The sequence below is a fragment of the Massilia sp. SYSU DXS3249 genome (assembly GCF_053668055.1).
In genome coordinates this window covers 250,098-272,608 of sequence record NZ_JBSIPX010000002.1, presented here as the reverse complement: position 1 = coordinate 272,608, position 22,511 = coordinate 250,098, and the positions used below count along the sequence as shown (strand labels likewise).

The 22,511-nt window shown below is 63.5% G+C and carries 18 protein-coding genes and 1 pseudogene; 11 read left to right on the top strand and 8 right to left on the bottom strand.

Features of this window, described 5'->3' with window-relative positions; translation table 11 throughout:
• The first annotated feature begins 22 nt into the window (after window positions 1–22).
• The 4 genes and pseudogenes from ACWCIA_RS03475 to ACWCIA_RS03460 form a co-directional block, all read left to right on the top strand.
• Window positions 23–1,252, top strand: a complete 1,230-nt coding sequence (locus tag ACWCIA_RS03475) for an O-antigen ligase family protein (protein ID WP_454160997.1) — start codon at window positions 23–25, stop codon at window positions 1,250–1,252.
• Window positions 1,249–2,364, top strand: coding sequence for a glycosyltransferase family 4 protein (locus ACWCIA_RS03470; protein ID WP_454160995.1), 1,116 nt, complete (start codon window positions 1,249–1,251; stop codon window positions 2,362–2,364). The genes ACWCIA_RS03475 and ACWCIA_RS03470 overlap by 4 nt, the downstream gene beginning before the upstream one ends.
• A gap of 49 nt (window positions 2,365–2,413) precedes the next feature.
• Window positions 2,414–3,859: a mannose-1-phosphate guanylyltransferase/mannose-6-phosphate isomerase gene (locus ACWCIA_RS03465; protein WP_454160994.1), complete on the top strand. Its 1,446-nt coding sequence runs from the start codon at window positions 2,414–2,416 to the stop codon at window positions 3,857–3,859.
• Window positions 3,860–3,920: 61 nt separating this feature from the next.
• A pseudogene (locus ACWCIA_RS03460) lies at window positions 3,921–4,997 on the top strand (glycosyltransferase family 4 protein); the annotation flags it as partial.
• A gap of 147 nt (window positions 4,998–5,144) precedes the next feature.
• Here the strand turns inward: ACWCIA_RS03460 and ACWCIA_RS03455 are convergent.
• From ACWCIA_RS03455 to wbaP, 7 genes are all read right to left on the bottom strand, one after another.
• A complete protein-coding gene (locus ACWCIA_RS03455; protein ID WP_454161254.1) occupies window positions 5,145–6,089 on the bottom strand; it encodes an acyltransferase family protein in 945 nt (314 codons plus the stop codon).
• A gap of 9 nt (window positions 6,090–6,098) precedes the next feature.
• Window positions 6,099–6,260, bottom strand: coding sequence for a hypothetical protein (locus ACWCIA_RS03450; protein ID WP_454160992.1), 162 nt, complete (start codon window positions 6,258–6,260; stop codon window positions 6,099–6,101).
• 103 nt (window positions 6,261–6,363) lie between these two features.
• Entirely contained in the window at window positions 6,364–7,230 is an 867-nt protein-coding gene (gene rfbD, locus ACWCIA_RS03445; RefSeq protein ID WP_454160990.1) for a dTDP-4-dehydrorhamnose reductase, read from the bottom strand.
• A 35-nt stretch (window positions 7,231–7,265) separates the two neighbouring features.
• Window positions 7,266–7,811, bottom strand: a complete 546-nt coding sequence (gene rfbC / locus ACWCIA_RS03440) for a dTDP-4-dehydrorhamnose 3,5-epimerase (RefSeq protein ID WP_454160988.1) — start codon at window positions 7,809–7,811, stop codon at window positions 7,266–7,268.
• Between the two features lie 17 nt (window positions 7,812–7,828).
• Entirely contained in the window at window positions 7,829–8,716 is an 888-nt protein-coding gene (gene rfbA, locus ACWCIA_RS03435; protein ID WP_454160986.1) for a glucose-1-phosphate thymidylyltransferase RfbA, read from the bottom strand.
• Window positions 8,713–9,798 carry a dTDP-glucose 4,6-dehydratase gene (gene rfbB, locus ACWCIA_RS03430; RefSeq protein WP_454160984.1) on the bottom strand — a complete coding sequence of 362 codons (1,086 nt, stop codon included), beginning with the start codon at window positions 9,796–9,798 and terminating at the stop codon, window positions 8,713–8,715. Before rfbB ends, rfbA begins: the two co-directional genes overlap by 4 nt.
• Window positions 9,799–9,880: 82 nt before the next feature.
• On the bottom strand, window positions 9,881–11,359 hold the full coding sequence (gene wbaP / locus ACWCIA_RS03425; protein WP_454160982.1) for an undecaprenyl-phosphate galactose phosphotransferase WbaP: 1,479 nt from the start codon (window positions 11,357–11,359) through the stop codon (window positions 9,881–9,883).
• Between the two features lie 509 nt (window positions 11,360–11,868).
• On the opposite strand from wbaP, the gene ACWCIA_RS03420 reads away from it, so the two are divergent.
• Window positions 11,869–14,715 carry a YjbH domain-containing protein gene (locus tag ACWCIA_RS03420; protein ID WP_454160981.1) on the top strand — a complete coding sequence of 949 codons (2,847 nt, stop codon included), beginning with the start codon at window positions 11,869–11,871 and terminating at the stop codon, window positions 14,713–14,715.
• Window positions 14,716–14,845: 130 nt separating this feature from the next.
• On the opposite strand, the gene ACWCIA_RS03415 is transcribed toward ACWCIA_RS03420, so the two are convergent.
• Window positions 14,846–15,121, bottom strand: coding sequence for a hypothetical protein (locus ACWCIA_RS03415; RefSeq protein WP_454160979.1), 276 nt, complete (start codon window positions 15,119–15,121; stop codon window positions 14,846–14,848).
• 343 nt (window positions 15,122–15,464) lie between these two features.
• On the opposite strand from ACWCIA_RS03415, the gene flhB reads away from it, so the two are divergent.
• The 6 genes from flhB to ACWCIA_RS03385 all read left to right on the top strand — a co-directional run bounded on the left by flhB (window position 15,465) and on the right by ACWCIA_RS03385 (window position 22,493).
• A complete protein-coding gene (flhB, locus tag ACWCIA_RS03410) occupies window positions 15,465–16,640 on the top strand; it encodes a flagellar biosynthesis protein FlhB (protein WP_454160977.1) in 1,176 nt (391 codons plus the stop codon).
• On the top strand, window positions 16,640–18,748 hold the full coding sequence (gene flhA, locus ACWCIA_RS03405; protein WP_454160975.1) for a flagellar biosynthesis protein FlhA: 2,109 nt from the start codon (window positions 16,640–16,642) through the stop codon (window positions 18,746–18,748). Before flhB ends, flhA begins: the two co-directional genes overlap by 1 nt.
• Before the next feature lie 253 nt (window positions 18,749–19,001).
• Entirely contained in the window at window positions 19,002–19,820 is an 819-nt protein-coding gene (locus ACWCIA_RS03400) for a sialate O-acetylesterase (protein WP_454160973.1), read from the top strand.
• 13 nt (window positions 19,821–19,833) lie between these two features.
• The gene (locus ACWCIA_RS03395; protein ID WP_454160971.1) at window positions 19,834–20,847 is read left to right on the top strand and encodes an acyltransferase family protein; all 1,014 of its coding nucleotides are present in this window, start codon (window positions 19,834–19,836) and stop codon (window positions 20,845–20,847) included.
• Window positions 20,831–21,601, top strand: a complete 771-nt coding sequence (locus ACWCIA_RS03390; protein WP_454160969.1) for a hypothetical protein — start codon at window positions 20,831–20,833, stop codon at window positions 21,599–21,601. The genes ACWCIA_RS03395 and ACWCIA_RS03390 overlap by 17 nt, the downstream gene beginning before the upstream one ends.
• A 307-nt stretch (window positions 21,602–21,908) precedes the next feature.
• Entirely contained in the window at window positions 21,909–22,493 is a 585-nt protein-coding gene (locus tag ACWCIA_RS03385; RefSeq protein ID WP_454160967.1) for a hypothetical protein, read from the top strand.
• The last annotated feature ends 18 nt before the right edge of the window (window positions 22,494–22,511 follow it).

The following is a 22,511-nucleotide window of genomic DNA, read 5'->3' as shown; positions in this document are numbered from 1 at the left end:
TTCCGGAACTCATACCGCCACCATGTCAAGCTTCGCTACGGGCAGCCCCGGTTTCATCCTGGTCACGCTGTTTGTCCTGTGCCTGCCGTTCGAAGATTCGATACTGCAGCTTACGGGCATCGGTTATTTCGGCAGCAACCTGGCGCTGTTGCCGCTGTGCCTGATGCTGCTGGTCTATCCCGGCTGGGCCAGGAACCGGCGCTTCCTCGGCATCGTGGTGCTCACCGTCTTCTGTTCCGTGGTCGGCCTCCTGCTCAATCCCGGCATGGTGGGCGCCGCCATCGGGCGCGGGATGCGCTTTTTCGTCATCTGGATGACGTTCTTCGCCTGCCTGTTCTGGTTCCGCCGCTGGCACGACGCGTTCGTGCCGCTGCATGCCTACCTGCTCATGGCGATCCTCACGCTGTCGATGCTGATGGAGCTGGTCGCCCACGACTACCTGCTCGGCACGAGCCTGTTCCACGCCAACGTTTCCGGCAACATGCGCCCGCGCGGATTCAGCGGCGAAAGTTCGCAGTTCGGTTACCAGGTCATCACCGGCTTCCTGTTTTGCGGCTGGCTGCTGCGCAAGAAGCTCGGCTTCCTGCTCGTCGCCGTCGCCGCCTCGTTCTTGTCCGGATCCAAGGGGACGCTCGCCTGCCTCGCGATGTCGATGTTCCTGGCGACGGTCTGGACCAGCAAGGGGAAACTGACCAAGGCCGCGGTGGGAGTGCTCGCCGTACCTGTCGTGATCCTGGTCTTCAACGTCTTCCTGCTCGATCGCTTCCGGGTCGACCTCGAGGACTACACCTCGATCTCGAGCCGCCTGACGCTGACCGTGCTGGCGGTGCAATCGTTTGCCGACAATCCTTTCGGCTACGGCATGACCGGTTTCGCGACCATGTTTGCCACCAACGGGCCGAACGCCATCGCCTTCCTGGAATCCTATGGTCTTTCCGGGCTCAGCTTTGCCGAAGTGAAGGACATCTTCGACCCGACCGAGACGAAAAACCTCGGCCTGAAGTCGCTGTTCCTCGAGATGGCGACCATCTACGGCATTTTCGGCATCTACCTGATCCAGAAGAACGCGCGCGCGGCGGTGCGCTATTTCAGCGGCCAGCGCGACATCATTGGACTGACGCTGGTGTTTTTCATGCTGCTGTCCAACCTGTTTTTCGTCTCGCCGGTGGCCGCCTACCTGACGCCGATGGTGATCGGCGTCGTGCTCGGCCGCATGCGGGCAGACTCCCAATTAGTCGAGGAAGTAAAGTGAAGATTCTTGTCGTCGCCCCGGACTGCCCGTATCCGCCCAACCACGGCGGGCGCAAGGACGTGTACACGCGCCTTGAGCTGTTGCATGGCCTAGGGCACCAGGTCGAGCTGGTCTTCACCACCTACGCGGCGCCCGATGCGGCGGCCATGGCCCACCTCGAAACGCTGTGCAGCAAGGTGGTCTGGGTGAAACGCAGTAAATTGCCCTGGCTGGTGCCGCTGCTGCAGTCCTTCCAGCTGCGCAGCCGGCGCGCGCTCGCCTCGGTCGCGCTCGCCGGCGACTACGACAGCCTGCTGCTCGAATCGGAATACGTCGCATCCATCCTCGACAACCGGACGCTGCGCGCGCGCCGCATCGGCCTGCGCGTCCACAACAACGAGGCGGACTATTACCGCGCGCTGGCCGAGTCGGCGACCAACCCTTTGAAGCGGGCGTATTTCCTGTCGGAAGCCGCCTTCTTCGCCCGCATGCGCGAGCGGCTGTTCCGCCGCGTCGATGCGCTGCTGTTCATTTCGCACGACGAATTTGCCTCGGTCGACAGTCCTAACAAGCACTTCCTGCCGACCTATGTCGCGCCCCAGCGCTTCGTCGACATGCAGGCGGGAGCGAGCGTGGTTTTTGTCGGCAACCTGTTCGCACAGAACAATCTCGCCGGCCTGAAATGGTATCTCGACGAGGTCCATCCGCGCCTGCTCGCCAACCCGGCCTACCACTTCGTGGTGGCCGGGAACACCCGCGGCGTGGTGCCCGACTTCCTGCGCGACGCGGGTATGCAGCGCATGCGCTTCATCGATTCGCCCGAGGACCTGGCCGATGTGTATCGCCAGGGCGCCGTCTTCGTCAACCCGATGCTCTCCGGCGCCGGCGTGAAGATCAAGACCGTGGACGCGGTCGTCAACGGCTTGCCGGTCGTGTCGACCTCGGTCGGGGCCGAAGGGATCGGCCTGCGCCATGGCGAGACCGTCCTCATCGCCGACGATGCCGCCGGCTTCGGTGAGGCGGTCGACTTGCTGCTGCGCGACCGCGACCAGGCGCGCCGGATGTTCGGCCAGGCGCGCGACTTCCTCGCCCGCAATTATGCGTCGGCGGAACGGGTCGCGAGCCTGCTTTGATCTCCCATTCTCCCTGCCCAGGGCATTCTTAAACTGTTCTCTTTTTACGATGATTAATATTACTCCAGTAGTTCTTTGCGGCGGAACCGGCTCCCGGCTCTGGCCGCTGTCGCGCGCCGGCATGCCCAAGCAGTTCCTGGTCTTGTCGGGCAACTTCAGCCTCTTCCAGGAAGCGGTCCGGCGCATCAATGCGCTGGGCGGCGCCGGTATCGCGCTGGCGCAGACGCTGGCGGTCACGAACGAGGAGCACCGTTTCCTGGCGCTGGAGCAACTGCGCGAGCTGCGCGACGTGCAGGCCCGCCTGCTGCTCGAACCGGCCGGCCGCAACACTGCGCCGGCACTGACCATGGCCGCCCTGCAGGCGCGCGAAGAGGGTGCCGATCCGGTGCTGGTGGTGGTGCCGGCCGATCACGCAGTCGCCGACCAGGCCGCCTTCACGCAGGCCCTGCAGCAGGCCATCCGGGTGGCGGACCAGGGCGGGATCGTCGTCCTCGGCGTGCAGCCGGACCGTCCGGAAACCGGCTACGGCTACATCCGTTCCGACGGCGCGCCGGGCGCCCACGGCGAATACCGGGTCGGCGCATTCGTCGAAAAGCCGGACCTCGCTACCGCCCGCGGCTACCTGGAAGCCGGCAACTACCTCTGGAACAGCGGCATGTTCGTTCTGCGCGCCAGCGTCTGGCTCGAGGCCATCGGCCGCTTCCGTCCGGACATCGCCGGCGCGCTGCAGGGCGCCTGGGAAACGCATGGCGACGACGGCCAGTTCATCCGCCCCGGCAAGGACGCCTTCCTCGCCGCGCCGGGCGAATCGATCGACTACGCCGTCATCGAACAATGCCCGGCGGCCGGCATCCCGATCAGCATGGTCCCGATCGCCGCCGGCTGGAGCGACCTCGGCGCCTGGGATGCGGTCTGGGGCGTCAGCGCGCGCGACGGGGACGGCAACGCCACCTTCGGCGACGTGCTGGCCGAGCAGTCGCGCGACTGCCTGGTGCACGCCTCGAGCCGCCTCGTGGCGACCGTCGGCGTGGACAACCTGATCGTGGTCGAGACGCCCGATGCGGTCCTCGTCGCCGAGCGCAGCCGCAGCCAGGAGGTGAAGGAACTGGTGGCCCGCCTGAACCTGGCCCGCCGCGACGAGCATTTGCTGCACCGGAAGGTGAACCGTCCCTGGGGCTGGTACGACAGCATCGACGAGGACGAGCGCTTCAAGGTGAAACGCATCCAGGTCAAGCCGAACGCCAGCCTCAGCCTGCAGATGCACCACCACCGCGCGGAGCACTGGATCGTCGTGCGCGGGACCGCCGAGGTCACCTGCGGCGACAAGGTGACGCTGCTGTCCGAAAACGAATCGACCTACATCCCGCTCGGCGCGGTCCACCGCCTGCGCAATCCCGGCACGATCCCGCTCGAAATCATCGAAGTCCAGTCCGGCAGCTACCTCGGCGAAGACGACATCGTCCGTTACGAAGACACCTACGGGCGCGCCGGCTGAACGTTTTACCCGGCCATGGCGGCCCGCCTGGCCCATCATGTAGAAACAAACAATGAAGAATATTGCACTCATGCACGAGTGGTTCACCGCGCTGGCGGGTTCCGAAAAAGTGGTCGAACAGTTCTGCGACATCTATCCGGACGCCGACCTCTTCGCCGTCTACGCCGATCCGTCGGTCGTGCAGAAGACCGCTTACCTGCGCGAACGCCGCCTGCAGACCACGTTCATCCAGAACCTGCCGCGCGCCGCCAAGTCCTACCGCTCCTACCTGCCGCTGATGCCGCTCGCGGTCGAGCAGCTCGACATGTCGCCCTACGACGTGGTGATCTCGAGCAGCCACGCGGTGGCCAAGGGTGTCCTAACCGGCCCCGACCAGCTGCACATCAGCTATGTGCATTCGCCGATCCGCTACGCCTGGGACCTGCAGCACCAGTACCTGCGCGAGTCGGGCATGAGCAGCGGCGCCAAGGGCTGGCTGGCCAAGCTCCTGCTGCACAAGATGCGCATCTGGGACGTGCGGACCGCGAACGGCGTCGACCATTTCGTCGCCAATTCGCAGTTCATCGCGCGCAGGATCCGCAAAGCCTATGGCCGCAAGGCCGACGTCATCTATCCGCCGGTCGATGTCGAGGCCTTCCAGCTGGTGACGCAAAAGGAAGACTTCTACCTCACCGCCTCGCGCCTGGTGCCCTACAAGAAGATGGACATGATCGTCGAGGCCTTCGCCGCGATGCCGGACAAGCGCCTGGTGGTGATCGGCGACGGCCCGGACATGCCGAAGCTGAAGGAAAAAGCCGGACCGAACGTCGACATCATGGGTTACCAGCCGTTTTCCACGCTCAAGGACATGATGCAGCGCGCGCGCGCCTTCGTGTTCGCCGCGGAAGAGGATTTCGGCATCATCCCGGTCGAGGCCCAGGCCTGCGGCACGCCGGTGATCGCCTTCGGCAAGGGCGGCGCGCGCGAGACGGTGCGCTCGACGGGCCTAGCCCCGACCGGCCTGTTCTTCGACCAGCAAACCGTGCCGGCGCTGTGCGCCGCGGTCGGCGAGTTCGAACGCCGCCGCGGGGAATTCACGCCGCAGGCCTGCCGCGAGAATGCCGAACGGTTCTCGGTGGCGCGCTTTCGCGCCGAGTTCGCGCAGTACACGGCCGAGAAGTGGGCCGAGTTCGACGCGGCGCGCGGTTGATGCCGGCTGCCGCTAGGGCGGCATGCGCATATAAATGACAACGGCGGCCACTGGCCGCCGTTGTCGTATCCCCCGCTAAGGCGATCGTGAAGCTCCTCAGGCAGGAGCGGACGCCCCGTGCTGGGACTGGCCGGGCGCGAAACGGTCCTTCAATACCAAGATCCGCTGCTCGACAAAGTGCCAGGAAAGTTGGGCGACGACCAGGCTGATTACAAAAGCCAGGATGGCGCTTCCCGTTGCAAGGACAAGGTCGGGCACGCCTGCGGTCGCCGCATAGGCCTTGACCTTCCCGCTGTCCGACAGCAGCGGGACGAAATTGTGAAACAAATAGAACCCGTAGCTGATCTTGCCCAGCGCTGCAAGGCGGCTGTGTTCGAGCCACTGCACCACCCGATGCGACTGATTGCACACGACCCAGGCTAGCGGCATCGCGATCGACAGCGCATAGGCGATGGAGGCGAGCAGGTAAGTCCCGGCCGACAATGCGGACCAGTCAAGGAAGGCGCAGAAGTAAGCCGTGCAGACGAGGCAGCCGACGGCAAGCCAGGCATGTCCCCGGTTTGCCTGCCATGCACCGGCACGTCCCGCCAGCACGCTATGCATGATTCCGCCGAGCGCAAGCAGCCAGAAGTTTGTCAGCGGGTGGGTGTAGACCGTGATCGGGTGGGCATGCGTGATTTTCAGATAGAGCAGCGTCCCCAGTCCGGACAGTACGATACCCAGGCAGACCTGCCAATGGCGGCGCGCCGGCACCAATAGCAGGAGGGGAGCGAAAAACAGGTAGAACTGCTCTTCTGTCGCAAGACTCCAGAGGTGCGAGAAGACACCGCCCCAGTCTTTGGCAACCAGGCCGAACAGGATGTTCGACAGATACGTGAAATGGTAGATGAGGTCGTCGCCGCGTTTGAGATGGACAATGCCGGCGGCCGACACCAGGGCGAGCGCGCTCAGCAGCAAATAGTAAACCGGGAAAATCCGGACCGTGCGACGGAACAGGAAGCGTTTGAGCTCGGGAAGGAATGCGGTATCGCCTTGCTCAATCCGTATGCGCTACCCGGTGAGAATGCCCGTGATCAGGAAACCGCTCAACATGAAAAACGCCCAGACTCCGAGCTTTCCCGACTCCAGCTGCGGTGTTACTTTGTGCTGTAGAAAAACGAGCAACACGGCAAGGCCGCGCACGCCATCAAAGCCGGCGATTCGCTTCGGCATGTGTGTGACCGTTGGTCTGTCTGTACGACATGTATGCATGAACTGCTCTTCGTAAAACGTCAAGTTGGAGGCGTGCGGTGCTGTGACAGGGGTATTGGCGGCCTCAGCCCTGGCAAAGGCGCAGCGCCTCGCGCCAGTCGGGCAGCGTGCAGAAGGTGCGCATCAGGCGTTCGCAGGAGAGCGAGGAATTGGCGGGGCGGGGCGCCGGCACCGGGTAGGCGGACGCCGGGATCGGCACGACGACGGGCTTCCTCGGAACCGATGGATGGGCCAGCAGTTCTTCGGCAAAACCGTGCCAGCTGGTGCGGCCCTGGGCGGTCAGGTGGTACAGGCCCGCGCGCTCGCGCAGCCAGCCGGCGCCGCCTGCCTGCGACTGGGCGAGGATGTTCGCGGTCACGTCGGCGATGGTGCGGCACCAGGTCGGGGCGCCGTGCTGGTCGGCGACGACGCGCAGTTCGTCGCGCTCGGCGGCCAGGCGCCGCATCGTGAGCAGGAAGTTCTTTCCGCGCATGCCATACACCCAGCTCGTGCGCAGGATCAGGTGCGTGGCGCCGCTGGCGGCGATCGCCTGCTCGCCGGCGAGCTTGGTCTTGCCGTACACGTTGACCGGGCAGGGCAGGTCGTCCTCGGTGTAGGCGCCGGGCTTGGTCCCGTCGAACACGTAGTCGGTGCTGTAGTGGATCAGGGCCGCGCCCAGGCGCTTCGCCTCCTCGGCCATGAGGCCGGGCGCTTCGGCGTTGATGCGCATGGCCAGTCCGGGCTGGCTCTCGGCCAGGTCGACCGCCGTGTAGGCGGCCGGATTGACGATCAGCGTGGGCTGCACGCGGCGGATGGTCTCGCGCACGGCGTCGAGGTCGGCCAGGTCCATCTGGCCGCGGTCGACGGCGACGACCTCGCCCAGGGTCTGCAGGCTGCGTTCGAGTTCATAGCCGACCTGTCCCGACTTGCCCGTTACTAAAATGCGTTCCATATGTCTGCTTGCGTGATGTGCCGGTGAGCGCAGGCTCAGGCGAAGGTGTCGGCGCCGGCCAGCGGCTTGCCGAGCTGGTCCTTGGCGGAGAGGATCGGTGCGATGCCGGCAGGCCATTCGATGCCGATTTGCGGATCGTTCCAGGCGACGCAGCGCTCGTGTTCCGGCGCCCAGTAATCGGTGGTCTTGTAGAGGAATTCCGCGCTCTCGCTGGTGACGACGAAGCCGTGCGCGAAGCCTTCGGGTATCCACAGCTGGCGCTTGTTTTCGGCCGACAGCACCACCCCGACCCACTTGCCGAAGGTGGGCGACTGGCGGCGCAGGTCGACGGCGACGTCGAACACCTCGCCGCTGACGACCCTGACCAGCTTGCCCTGCGGCTGCTGGATCTGGTAATGCAGACCGCGCAGCACGTTGCGCGCCGATTTCGAGTGGTTGTCCTGGACGAAACGCTTGGAGACGCCGGTCAGTTCGGCAAACTTCTTCTCGTTGTAGCTTTCAAAGAAAAACCCGCGCTCGTCGCCGAAGGATTTCGGCTCGATGATCAGGACGTCGGGCAAGGATGTTGCGAGGACTTGCATGGGGTCTTTCGGTAAATTCAGTAAACGGTTTCGTTCAGCAGGCGCAGCAGGTAGGCGCCGTAGCCGTTCTTTTTCAGCGGCTGCGCCAGGCGTTCGAGGTCGTCCCGGCTGATATAGCCCTTGCGGAAAGCGATTTCCTCAGGGCAGGCGATCTTCAGGCCCTGGCGTTTTTCGATCGTGGCGATGAACTGGCCCGCTTCGAGCAGCGAGTCGTGGGTGCCAGTGTCGAGCCAGGCCATGCCGCGGCCCATCACCTGGACGTTCAGCCGGTCCTGCTCGAGGTAGGTGCGGTTGACGTCGGTGATCTCGAGTTCGCCGCGCGCCGAGGGCTTGATCGCCGCGGCGATGTCGGTCACGCCGTTGTCGTAGAAATACAGGCCGGTGACGGCGTAGTTCGACTTCGGCACGGCAGGTTTTTCCTCGATGCTGACCGCGCGCCGCGCGTCGTCGAATTCGACGACGCCGTAGCGCTCGGGATCGTGCACGTGGTAGGCGAAGACCGTCGCGCCGTCGGTGCGCCCGGCCGCGTCGCGCAGCAGGGGCTCGAAGTCGTGGCCGAAGAAGATGTTATCGCCAAGGATCAGGGCTGCCGGGGAATCGCCGAGGAAGTCGCGGGCGATGATGAAGGCCTGCGCCAGGCCGTCCGGGCTGGGCTGTACCGCATAGCTGAGGCGCAAGCCCCAGGCCGAGCCGTCGCCGAGCAGTTCCTCGAAGCGCGGCGTGTCGCTCGGCGTCGAGATGATGAGGATCTCGCGTATGCCGGAGAGCATCAGCGTGCTCAACGGGTAGTAGATCATCGGCTTGTCGTACACAGGCAGCAGCTGCTTGGAGACGGAAGTCGTGACCGGGTACAGCCGGGTACCGGAACCGCCGGCCAGGATGATGCCCTTGCGCTGGTTCATCATGCCGCTCCTGTCCCGGTGCCGCGTACCGCGTAGTGCGTGTCGATCCACTTCCGGTATTCGCCGGAGAGCACGCCGTCGACCCAGGCGTCGTTGTCCAGGTACCAGGCGACGGTCTTGCGGATGCCGCTCTCGAAATTTTCCAGCGGGCGCCAGCCCAGTTCGCGCTCGATCTTGCGTGCATCGATGGCGTAGCGGCGATCGTGCCCCGGGCGGTCGGCCACGTACACGATCTGGCTGCGGTAGGACGGCGCACCGTCCTGGCGCGGCGCGAGCTCGTCGAGGATGTCGCAGATCGTGTGGACGACGTCGAGGTTGGCCATCTCGTTCCAGCCGCCGACGTTGTAGGTTTCACCCAGGCGCCCGTCGGCCAGCACGCGGCGGATGGCCGCGCAGTGGTCGGTGACGTAGAGCCAGTCGCGGATCTGCTGGCCGTCCCCGTACACGGGCAGCGGCTTGCCGGCGCGCGCGTTGGTGATCATCAGGGGGATCAGTTTTTCCGGGAAGTGGTACGGGCCGTAGTTGTTCGAGCAGTTGGTGGTCAGCGTCGGCATCCCGTAGGTGTGATGATAGGAGCGGACCAGGTGGTCGGATGCGGCCTTCGATGCCGAATACGGGCTGTTGGGCGCGTACGGCGTGTTCTCGGTGAAGGGCGCGTCGTCCGGCCCGAGGGTGCCATACACTTCGTCGGTCGAGACGTGCAGGAAGCGGAACGCGGCCTTCTCGCCGCCTTCCAGGCCGCTCCAGTAGCCGCGCGCCGCCTCGAGCAGCGAGAAGGTGCCGTTGACGTTGGTGCGGACGAATTCGCCGGGATTGTGGATCGAGCGGTCGACGTGGCTTTCGGCGGCAAAATGCACGATCGCGCGCGGGCGGTGGCGGGCGAGGAGGGCGGCGACCTGTTCCTGGTCGCAGATGTCGCCCTGCACGAAGATATGGCGCTCGTCGCCGCGCACGGAATCGAGGTTGCTCAGGTTGCCGGCATAGGTCAGCTTGTCGTAGTTCACCACCGGCTCGCCCGTGTGCGCCAGCCATTCGAGTACGAAATTGGAACCGATGAACCCGGCGCCTCCAGTAACAAGGATCATTCAAACACCTAAAAAATAAAATCGGCGGCGTGCATTGCAGTACGCCGCTCGACGGCGGGACCGATGCGCAGTCCCGGAGCCGTCAATACGCGCCTTCGCGGCGGAAAATCACTTTGACAGTGCGTAACAAGATAACGATATCGTTAAACAGCGACCAGTTTTTCACGTACCAGGCGTCCAGGTAAACGCGGGTTTCATAGGTGACGTCGTTGCGGCCGCTGATCTGCCACAGTCCCGTGACCCCTGGTTTTGCCTCGAGATAGTATTCGACCTGGTTGCCGTAGCGGTCCAGTTCGGCCGTGACGATCGGGCGCGGCCCGACCAGGCTCATGTCGCCCTTGAGCACGTTCCACAGCTGGGGAATCTCGTCGAGGCTGGTCTTGCGCAGGAAGTGGCCGATCGGCGTGATGCGCGGATCGTTCTTCAACTTGAAGTCGCGTTCCCATTCGGCGCGCGCTTCAGGATCCTTCGCCAGCAGGTCGGCCAGCAGCTGGTCGGCGTTCGGCGCCATCGTCCGGAACTTGTAGCAGCTGAACAGTTTGTTGTGCTGGCCAACGCGCTTGTGCCCGAAGAAGATCGGCCGGCCGGAACTGGCCACCTTGATGGCAATGAACAGGAAGAGCGGCGAACCCAGCAGCAGGATCAGGCTGGCTGCGGTCAGGTCGAAGCAACGCTTGACGAGCTGGTGGAAGCGGCGCGCCAGGTTATTGCGCATCGTGAGCAGCAGCACCTCGTGCGCGAAAAAGTGATTGGCTTCCATGCCATACAATGGCAGGCCGCGCAGGGGCGGGACCAGCTGCACGTCGCGGTTGCGGCGGCTGATCTGCTGGATGATCTGCTCGTGCTCTTCCACGCCGCCCTGTTCGAAGGCGAGCACGACGTGCGGGCTGCCCAGCTGCTTGAGCGTGCGGTCCGGGTCGGCGCCCAGGGAAATCGAGGGGATAAGGTTGCCGTGCTTGTCGCGGATGTTGTGCTGCAGCTTGGACTGGCCCACCGGCACCAGGAACGCCACCAGCCGCATGCCCATCAATTGTTCGTCCTTGAAGGCCAGCGCGGTTTCCACGGCATTCTCGCCCCATCCGACGATGACCATGGGCCGGAGCCAGCCGCCGGCGGCGATCAGGCCGCGCTTGACGGCGTAACGCAGGGCGATCACGAGCAACAGGGACAGCATCCAGCTCGACAGCATCAGCCCACGCGAGAAATCAGCCTTGGCCAGGAACAGCAGCGCGGCGTCGACCGTGGCCACGACCGAGATGACGGTCAGGACATCCTTGACCTCGTTGGCGAAGGGCTTGCGCTTGCCATAGTGTCCCTTGGCCCAGAATGCGGCCACCATGACCGCGCCCAGGGCCGCGTAGTTCTGCAGGCGCCCCCAGTTGATGCTGGCGACCAGGTCCGGGCTCGAGCCGAACTGGTGCAAAGGGGTCGCCAGTACCGGGGCCAGCAGCAGGGCCAGCGTCATCGCCACCACGTCGGTGCACAGCAGCGCCCATCTTTCAAAGTCACGGGTGCAATACCATTGCGTTTTCGGCAGAAAGATCGATTCGATGGGTTTCATGGACCAGCTTTTTCCAAAGGAAGCATACCCAAGCCAATTTGAATGGCTCAGGAAACGTTTTGCGATAGAGGGTAAGTTGATGTCGGGGAAACGTGGTGCCGGCGTTGAAAACGAATCAAAAGAAGTGAAATTCTCTCTAATTATCACTAATCTTTTACATTTACAGCATTTGACGGTCCCGACAGCGAATACCGGGTATTGTATTAATCGTAGTCAACTTGCGCAATTAATTTTGCGAACAGGAAACTTAAAAACCACAGGTTTCCGCAGCCGATTAACGGGCAGGAACAAGGGATTAGCCCTGGCATTGCGGGAATGTCTGTGCATCCGCGCTTCCCGGCGACGCCTCCCATGCCGGCACGGAGCGGAGCCGGTTGCCTGTCCAGGCCAGAGGCGAATTGGTGTTGTTATCAGGCAAAACCGATTGGTTCAGCATTGTTGCGAGTGCTAAACTCGCGGGTTCTTTGGCTCACGATTCCCGCTGAGCTTTTAATCACGCTGGGCTTTTCGTGTTAACCGCATTAAAACATTACGCAAAATATAGCTGGTACGGTTGTCTGGTTTTCACGGCGCTCGATGCCGGCGCCGCGACACCTTCGCTGCAGGGGCAATCCGGCTACGTCAACATGCCGAGCGCGTGGACCGAAGCCGATAGCACGATCAGCGCCGGCTATGGCTACGACAGTCCATATGGCAGCGCATGGGTATCCGCGACCCTGCTGCCCTTCCTGCAGGTAACCGGCCGCTATGTCTCGATCACCGGCCTGCCGGCTTTTGGGAACAGGACGCCCGAATACGGCAAGAACTACGGGCGTTACAAGGACAAGGTCGCCGACGTCAAGCTGCGCCTGCTGCAGGAGTCGGCCTGGACGCCGGAAGTGGCGGTCGGCGCCACCGACTTGTTCGGCACGGAGCTGTTTCGCGGCCATTACCTGGTGGCGTCGAAAGTGTTTGGCGCCGCGCGCAATATCGAAGCCAGCATCGGTGTCGGCCGTGGCCGTCCCGACGGGCTGTACGCCGGCGTGCGCTGGGTGCCCTTGCGCTCGCCGAACTGGGCGTTCGTCGCCGAGTACGACGCCAATGATTACCGCAGCGACCACCAGGCCGAACGCTCGGGCGCGGCCGAGCGCAGCAAAGGACCCGTGGTCGGGCTGGAGTACCGTTGGGGGTGGCTGGGAGCGCAAATCGCGCGCCACCGCGACCATTTCAGCGCCAACGCGTTCGTCAGCATTCCTTTCAACGAACGCGAATTCATTCCCAAACTGTACGAGCCGGCTTACTTCCGGCCGACGAGCGCACCGGTGCGCGTATCGGCGCGGGAATGGCACGACGATTCCCGCCACGGCGCGGCCCTGGTGCAGGAACTGGCGCGCCAGAACTACAGGAACGTGCGCGTCGAATTTGACGCCGGCGTCCTGAAACTGGTACTGACCAACAACCGCATTTCCAACATGGGACGCGCCGTCGGCCGCGCCACCCGGACGGCGCTTGCCTTTGCCCCCGAGGGCACCCGGGCCATCCACGTTACCTACAGCAGGTTCGAACAGCCCGTCGCGACCTACGAGTTTTTCGACCTGCCGCGCCTGAGCGACTACCTGACCGGCCTGGTGGATCGCGAGGCCTTCATGCAAACGGTCGTGGTACGGTATGCGACGCCGGCGGACCGGATTGCCGTGAACGAAAAGGGCCTGCTCAACGCGATCCGGGACGATGGCGGCGTGCAGATCCAGGTCGGGCAGGATGGCGACATGGTGCGCCTGAGCGCGGAAGACCGGGAAGCGAACCGTTTCAGGCTGGCGCCGAAAGTGGCCTTCTTCTTCAACGATCCGAGCGGCGCCTTGCGCTACGACTTGTCGGCGGCGGTCACCTACGACAAGCGCCTGGCGCCGGGCACTTACCTGAATGCCGCGCTCAGGGCCAGCGTGCTGGAAAACATTTCCGACGTCACCCAGAAATCGAACAGCCTGTTGCCGCACGTACGCACCGACATCGCAGAGTACAAGCGGGGCAACCGGGTCAAGCTGAACCGCTTGATGCTGAATAAATACATGATGCTCGACGAGCGCCTGTACGCCCGCGCATCGGTCGGCTTGTACGAAGAAATGTTCCGGGGAATCGGGGGGCAAGTGCTGTACTTGCCCAAGGATGCACGCTGGGCCGTCGACTTTGCAGCCGATGCCGTGCAGCAGCGCGGCTTCGGGGGCTGGTTCGACCGGCGCGACTACAGTACGGTAACGGCCCTCGGCTCGCTGCATTACAGGCTTCCCTACGACGTGACCGCCACCGTCCGCGCGGGACGCTTCCTGGCCCGGGACGACGGTGCGCGCCTGGAATTCAAGCGCCGCTTCGCGTCGGGCATGGAGCTGGGCTTCTGGTACACCAAGACCAACGGCAGGGACATCACCTCGCCGGGTACGCCGGCCAACCCGTACAACGACAAGGGCGTCTTCCTGTCGCTGCCGCTGAGCCTCATGCTTCCCGTGGATACCCAGGCCAGCGCCGGCATGGCCCTCGGCCCGTGGACGCGCGACGTCGGCCAGATGGTGGCCAGCCCGGGCGACCTATATGGATTGATGGAGCAGCCCCGCCGCAACCTCACCAGCCACGACGGGCTCGGCAATTTTGCCGAGCGGCCCGACGAGCAAACGCTGGCCGCGGTGAACCCGCCGGTGCGGGCGATGCCGAGCCCCTGGCCGGCATTCCGCTGGCGCCTCGAGCAGTCGGTCTCGACGACGCCGACATTGCCGCAGTGGGCGCGGGGCGCGCTGTTCGCGGGCGGCGCGGTAGCGGCCGGCGCGCTGGCCGACGAGCCGGTCGACCGCTTCGTCAGCCGGCACGCGGGGGCCAGTGTCGCGCGCGGATGGGGCAATGCGGGCAAGCTGGCGCCGGTGCTGCTGACGGGCGCGGCCGGTGCGGCGGTCGCCTTCGGCGATGCGCGCATGCAGAACATCGGCCTGATTTCGCTGCAGTCGGTGGCAGGCTCGCTCGGCGTTTCGGCCGTCACGAAGCGGCTGGTGGCGCGCGCCCGCCCGGATGAAGAACTGGGGCCGTGGAGCCGTACCGGACGCCGCTCGGACGCGTCCTTCCCGTCGAACCACAGTGCAGCCGCGTTCGCCGCAGTCACGCCCTTCGCCAAGGAATACGACGCTCCCTGGCTGTATGGTGTGGCGGCGCTCGGGGCGGCCGGACGCGTGGCCGACCGCAAGCACTGGGTGTCGGACGTGGCCGCCGGCGGGATCGTCGGCTATGCGGTGGGGAGCTGGCTATGGCAGGCGCAGCGGGACAACCCGCGTTCGCAGCTGAGCGTGGTGCCTAGGGCGAAAGAGGTCAGCGTCAGCTGGAGCCGATCCTACTGAAAACGAAAGGGCTGCATTGCAGCCCTTTTTTTGCCGGCGGTTTGCCCGTGCGCCCAGCAAAAAGGGCTGGACCCGGTTACGGAGTCCAGCCCTTGCCGCCATGCGGGCCAGGGGCGCGAAGCCCGCTGGATCAGTGGTGGGTGGTCGTTGCGTGGTGCGTGGTGGTCGCGTCGTCGTCCGTTGCCACGACGGCGACGGCAGCGACGGCTGCACCGATACCGACCAGCGCGGTGGTCGACAGGCCGGCCAGGGCGGTGCCGCCCAGGAAACCACCGGTGCCGGCAGCGGCTGCGGCAGGAGCGGCAGCGGCGGCAGGAGCGGCAGCGGCGGCAGGAGCAGCGGCGGCAGGCGCAGCGGCAGCAGGGGCCGGAGCGGTGGCGGCAGCTGGAGCAGCAGTTTGTGCCATGGCTGGAGCCGACAGCAGGCTAGCGATAGCAGCGATAGCAATAATCTTTTTCATATCTAACTTTCAATTCAAATTGACAAGGCACCCGATGCATTAACTGCACTCCTTATTATAACAATGAAAAATCATGGACATTGCGAACAAGCAATTAATACTGTTGTTTGGCAGATACTGTTTTCGCTTGTTTTACTGGATTGTTAATCGTTCGAGCGCCGGCTTGCGCAGGAAATGGCGCAAGTTTCGGCTCCTGTTCAGGGTATAGCCTCGCGGCAACATACTGGATAATGCGGTCTTGCCCATCGTGCAGAAGCACGGGCGTAGACGGCGATAACAGGAGCGGTACATGGCGGAAGAGAGCGGCGCGGAAAAGACAGAAGACGCGTCACCCAGAAGACTGGAGAAGGCACGCGAGGAAGGCGACATTCCGCGCTCGCGCGAGCTCGCCACCTTCGCCGTCCTGATGGTCGCCGGAGGCGGCCTCTGGATCACGGGCGGCAGCCTGGTCGGCCGCTTGTCGAACGCGCTCGAATCCGGCCTGTCCCTCGACCGCGAGCAGATCTACAACCCGAACGTCCTGCTCGAACGCATCGCCAGCGACGTCGGCGGCGTCATCTTCGCCTGCCTGCCGCTGGCTTTCGCCATCATGCTCGTCGCGCTGGCCGCGCCCCTGATGATCGGCGGCTTCAATTTCAGCTCGAAAGCCTTCATGCCGAACTTCATGAAGCTCAATCCCATCACGGGCATCGGCAACATGTTCTCGAGCAACGCCATGGTCGAATTCCTGAAGGCGATCGCCAAGACCGTGCTGGTGGGGGCGGTCGCCTGGGTCGTCATCATGAGCCAGAAGGAAGCGGTGCTGGGCCTGGCCGTCGAGCCGCTGGGCGCCGGCACCGGCCACGTGGCCGACCTGATCGCGCGCGCCTTCCTCTTCATCGTCGGTTCGCTCGGCCTGATCGCCCTGATCGACGCGCCTTATCAAATCTGGCACTACAACAACAAGCTCAAGATGACGCGCCAAGAAATGATCCAGGAGTCGAAGGAGTCCGACGGCAATCCCCAGATCAAGGGCAAGATTCGCCAGATGCAGATGCAAATGGCGCGCAACCGCATGATGCAGAATGTGCCCACTGCCGACGTCGTGGTCACGAACCCGACCCACTATGCCGTCGCCCTGAAGTACAGCGACGGCCAGAAGGGCGCGCCGCGCGTGGTGGCCAAGGGCGCCGACGAAGTCGCAGCCAAGATCCGCGAACTGGCCAAGGAACACAAGGTCGCGCTGCTCGAAGCGCCGGCACTGGCCCGTGCGCTCTACAAGCACACCGAGATCGACGACGAAATCCCGGAAAAACTGTACTCGGCCGTGGCCGAAGTGCTGGCCTACGTCTTCCAGCTGCGCAATTACAGCAAGGTTGGCGGCCAGTACCCGGATCGCCCGACGAAGTTGCCGGTGCCGCCGGAGATGGACCCGCTGAACCCGGCATCGCAGATTCAACCTGATACGAATAACGGAGCACATTGATGAACAGCCTCAGAATGCCGGCCTGGCTGAACGGCATCGGCGCGAAGGGCAATGCCCTGGCCGCGCCGATCCTGATCATCCTGCTGCTGGCGATGATGATCCTGCCGCTGCCGGCCTTCGTCCTCGACCTGTTCTTCAGCTTTAACATCGCGCTGTCGGTCATCGTGCTGCTGACCGCGCTCTACACGGTCAAGCCGCTCGACTTCATGGCCTTCCCGGCGATCCTGCTGGTGTCGACCATGCTGCGCCTGTCGCTGAACGTCGCCTCTACGCGTATTGTCCTGACCGAAGGCCATACCGGCGGCGCGGCGGCCGGCAAGGTCATCGAAGCCTTCGGTCACTTCCTGATCGGCGGCAACTACACGGTCGGTATCGTCGTGTTCGTCATCCTCACCATCATCAACTTCACCGTCGTCACCAAGGGCGCGGGCCGTATCGCCGAAGTCGGCGCGCGCTTTGCGCTGGACGCGATGCCGGGCAAGCAGATGGCGATCGACGCCGACCTCAACGCCGGCATGATCACCGAGCCGGAAGCGCGCAAGCGCCGTACCGAAGTGGCCCAGGAAGCCGAGTTCTACGGCGCGATGGACGGTGCCTCGAAGTACGTCAAGGGCGACGCCGTGGCCGGCATTATGGTCACCCTGATCAACGTCATCGGCGGCCTGATCGTCGGCGTGGTGCAGCACGACATGGCGGTCGGCGATGCCGCCAAGACCTATACGCTGCTGGCCATCGGTGACGGCCTGGTCGCCCAGATTCCTTCGCTGATCATCTCGATCGCGGCCGGTATGGTGGTCTCGCGCGTGGCCAACGAACAGGACATCGGCGGCCAGATGATGGGCCAGCTGTTCGCAAAACCCGAAGTGCTGTACATCACCGGCGGTATCATCGCCGGCATGGGCCTGATTCCGGGCATGCCGAACATGGTCTTCCTGCTGCTGGGCGCGGTGCTGGGCGGCAGCGGCTACCTGCTGGCCAAGCGCGCCAATTCCGCCCCCGAGCGCGAAGCCGAGACGGCGCAGCAGGAAGCGGCGAACAACGCCAGCCGCACCGCCGCGGCCGAGACGGAAGAGGCGACCTGGCAGGACATCATGCCGGTCGATACCCTCGGCCTGGAAGTGGGCTACCGCCTGATCCCGCTGGTCGACAAGGCGCAGGGCGGCGAGCTGCTCAAGCGCATCAAGGGCATCCGCAAGAAGTTCGCGCAGGAAGTCGGCTTCCTGGCGCCGCCGGTGCACATCCGCGACAACCTGGAACTGAAACCCTCGGCCTACCGCATTACCCTGAAGGGCGTGGAAGTGGGCAGCGGCGAGGCGATCAGCGGCCAGTTCCTGGCGATCGACCCGGGCATGGCCAGCGGCACGCTGCCGGGCCAGCCGACGACCGACCCGGCCTTCGGCCTGCCGGCCGTGTGGATCGACGCAGGCCTGCGCGACGAGGCGCAAAACCTGGGCTACACGGTGGTCGACGCTGGCACCGTGGTGGCGACCCATTTGAACCACCTGATCACCACCCACGCCTCGGAACTGCTGGGCCGCCTGGAAGTCCAGGCTCTGCTCGACCACCTGGGCAAGGAAACGCCGAAGCTGGTGGAAGACCTGGTGCCGAAGGTGGTGTCGCTGGCGACGCTGCAGAAGGTGTTGCAGAACCTGCTGCTCGAAGGCGTGCACATCCGCGACATGCGCACCATCATCGAGACCCTGTCCGAGCATTCGAACGGCACCCAGGATCCGGGCGAGTTGACCGCGCTGGTGCGCATCGCGCTGGGCCGGGCGATCGTGCAGCAGCTGTTCCCGGGCACCAACGAACTGAGCGTGATGACCCTCGACAACCGGCTCGAGCGTCTCCTGATGCAGGCGCTGGGCGCCGGCGGCGACGGCACCGGCATCGAGCCCGGCCTGGCCGACACCATCGCCCAGCAGGCGCACAACGCGGCCCAGCAGCAGGAAGCCATGGGCCACACCCCGGTGCTGCTGGTGCCGGGCCCGCTGCGCGTGCTGCTGTCGCGCTTCCTGCGCCGCGCGCTGCCTCAGCTGAAGGTGCTGTCGCATTCGGAGATTCCGGAGTCGAAGACGATTCGGGTAACGAGCCTGGTAGGGGCAGGGTGATGAGTTGCGGAAAAACGTCAAGGGTTCGCCGACCGATCCGCTGGCCTTGCCAATAACCAAGAATAACCCGGATACTGACGGGCTAACATCCTGAAGGAAGCGGACCGCGGGCTCCCGAGGGCAAGCGTTTCACGCCGTTTCCAGCGCCTAGCCTGCAACCGGATCCGGCGCATCCATTGGCGCGCATTTGGCGCGCCTCGCTTCCGGCTCGCCGGGCAGCCATTATCGATATCGACACTACCCCATCAAACCGATGAAATTCATGAAACGCACGGGTTTTAAAGCATACGCGCTGGTGTTGTCGATCTGTGCGCTTCTTGCAGCGTGCGGGGGAGGCGGCGGTGGAAGCGACGCGGCGACTGCCGTCACGCCCCTACCTCCTCCGGTAGTGGCGCGCCCCGTGGTGGCGGACCTGAAAATCCTGGTGCTCGGCCAGTCCATTTCCTCGAATTGCAATCAGCGGCTATACGGACCGGTCGACAATGTGCTCCAGGTCGGTTTCGACGGCAGCATTAAGCCTGCGCGTGATCCATTCGAGTGGGCCGATTGCGCGCAAGGGTCGATGTGGATGCCGCTTGGAAAAAAGCTGATCGACAGCGGCGTCGCGCTCAAGGTGACCTTCATGCCGATCGGGGTGGCGGGATCGCGCACCCGCGATTGGCAAAAAGGCGGCAGCGCTTTCGACAAGCTCAATAGCGCCCTGGCGCTCATCAAAAGGCAGGGGCTCAGTTTTGATTATGCGTTCTGGCATCAGGGCTCGGCGGATATCGGCCTGGACAAGGACGAATATCTCGGGCAACTTTCTTCCGTGATAGAATATGTTAATGCAAATGCAAAAATCGATAGGTGGTTAATTGCACTGCATTCCCGCTGTGCCGGGCGCTATGACCCGAACATCGAAATGGTGCAGCGCGCGTTCGGAAATGCGCCCGCTTCCCGCCGTTATCCCGGTCCCAACACGAATTTGCTCGGCAACGAATATCGCTTGCCGGACGCCTGCCACCTGAACGAGCGCGGTCAGGAAGAAATGGCGTCGTTGTGGCTGGATGCAGTGCGAAATTCGTTAGATTAAGGAAAGATCTGTAGTGAGTTCGAAATTTAGGTATTCGCTCGAGAATTTTCGAGGGCTGGCAATCATATTCGTGATGATCTCCCATCTCGGCACCCTGGAGGCGCTGGGATGGGACGGAAAATTCGCCTATTTCCTGGTCGGTAACGCGACCGCGTGGTTCGTATTCCTGTCCGGTTATCTCTTCTATTACATCGAGAGAAAACAGTTCAGTTATCCGGCTTACCTGGAGAAGAAGGCCAGGTTCGTCGTCCTGCCCTACCTAGTCCTGTCGGTGCCCGCAATCGCAGCCGGGTTCTACCTGGCGCGCCCCGACCTGCTCGACCTGAGCCCGGCCGGCTATGTCGGGTGGTCGCTGGCGGTCGGCGGATCCGTCATCGGCCCGCTCTGGTTCATCCCGATGATTACGGTGTTCTTCCTGTTTTCGCCCCTGTTCAACCGGGTCGCGAAGACCTGGATGATCTATCCGCTTGCGGTCGTCGGCATCCTGTTCAGTATTTTTTCGTCCCGGCCGATCGGCAGCATCAATCCCTTCCTCGCCTTCCTGCATTTCCTGGGATTTTATCTGTGCGGCCTGGCGTTCGCAGCGGGCCAGCATCACCTCGACGCGCTGCGCTATTCGGTCAAGTCCGCCCTCATATATGCGGGCGTGGGATTGTTCGCTGCTTCCTGCATGCTGTACGAAGGACAGAAAGCCGCACCGCTCGGCTTTTTCGATGGGTTAGGCTGGTTCAATGCGCTGCAATTCGGGAAACTGGCCCTGCTCGTCGCGATCTTCTTCCTGTTCGAGCGCTACCTGGATCGCCAGAACAAGGCCCTCGCGTACACCGCGAAAATCAGTTTCGGCCTGTTTTTCATCCATGGGTTTTATTTGGCGGTATTCCAGAAGGTGCAGCAATACCTTGGAATCACGGACGGCATGGCGACTTTCTTCGCCGAATTCACGATGGTGATTGGCTGTACTTTTGCCACGGTCGTTATTCTGAAACGCATTTTAGGAAAGGGCAGCCGTTATGTCATTGGTTGCTAAGCTGGCGTTAGCCTTTTGCCTGCTATTTCTCGGGTCGAAAGCCGAAGCCAGGGACATCTATATTCTCGTCCTGGGCGACGGTACCGCCGCAAACTGCCATGCGCATCCGTTCGGGCAGGTGCCTGGCGTGTACCAGTTCGGGCCGGACGGCCGCGAGCAGGCGGCGGCCGATCCGCTGCTGCTGGCGGACTGCAAAGGGGGCAGCATCTGGCTGCCCTTGGGCGAAGAGATGATCCGGACGGGTTTCGCACGGAAAGTGGTGTTTGTCCCGATTGGCGTTAGCAATGTCAACGTGCATGATTGGCTGCAGGGCGGCCGGGCAGCCGACAGGCTGAGTCTGGCGATCAAGGCGGCCACCGCAATGGGCGTCGATTTCGACTACCTGCTCTGGCAAGGTGGTTCCGACAAGAACCTGAGCGGCGAGCAGTACATCGGTGCGGTACGCAGCTTCATCAGGATGGTCAGCCTGAACATCAAGATCAAAAAATGGGTCATCGGACGCGGCGCGCGCTGTGACAAAACAATCGGCGGACCGGACGTGGACACCCAGCTGCGCCGGGCAGCCAACCCGATTTTCAACCGTTTCCAGGGGCCGCATACGAGCACGCTCGGAAGCGAGTACCGTACGGGAGCGTGTACCTTCACTGAACAGGGACAGCGCAAGATGGCGGCCCTGTGGTTCGAGTCGATCAAGAAGGCGGACGCCGGCAGCGACCGCTATCAGAAGGAATCCCTGCTGCACTATTTCCGGTAACACCAGGCCGGCCATTCCCCATGGCCGGCGTCATCCGAAGCAACACAGCTTCGATCGCGAACACACCTCTTGCCGATCGCCGCCGATCCTTGCTCACAGGACAAGGAAATCGGCCGAAATCTTGTGTTTGCTCGTCCCTGCACCGGCAAGACGCTTGAGCTTGGCTCCCGTACGCTCATCAATTCCAACGCTGTGGTACCGTAGATTTTGTTAACAAAATAAATATAAAAAGTCGCAAGTTTTTCTTTGCTGACAACTGCCAAAACTAGTGGTCTTTAACCGAACCACCTTAGTGAGGAGTTGGATCATGTCTAATCTGTGCGCCGTACTTCAACACCGCCTTGCCAGGACGGGTGCCGCCATCCTGCTGGCTGCGTCCACACTCGTGGGATGCGCGACCAACAATACGTCGGCATCGCTGGCATCGGAGGATTTGGCAAGCGAGCAGGTATCTCCGGAAAAGCGGATCAGCCGGCTCGAGAAGAACGCAATGCAGTCCGCCATGGTCGATGGCGTGAGTACTGGCCTCGCCTTGTCGGCTGGGGCGATCGAGATGAATCCGCTGGTGTCGACATCGCCGCTCGGCCTAGTCGCGCTGACTGGCGCCAAGATCGGCCTGGTCAAACTTGCCGGCCGTCTGCCGAAAAATGAAAAACGGCTGGTCATCAAGACGAGCAGTGCGATATGGGGCGGCGCCGCCGTCAACAACCTGATGGTATTGGCGTCCGCAGCCCCGACAGTCGCGATCGGCACCGGCGTGATCGCAGGCGTCTTATGGTGGCTCCACAGCACCCGTGTCTATGAAGAAGCAGACCGCGAAATCGCGGCGCGCGAGGAAAAACTCAAGCTGGGAACGGATCAGCCGATGGTGGCGGCAGCGTCGGCGCCTTGAGGCTTCGTCGATGCGCGC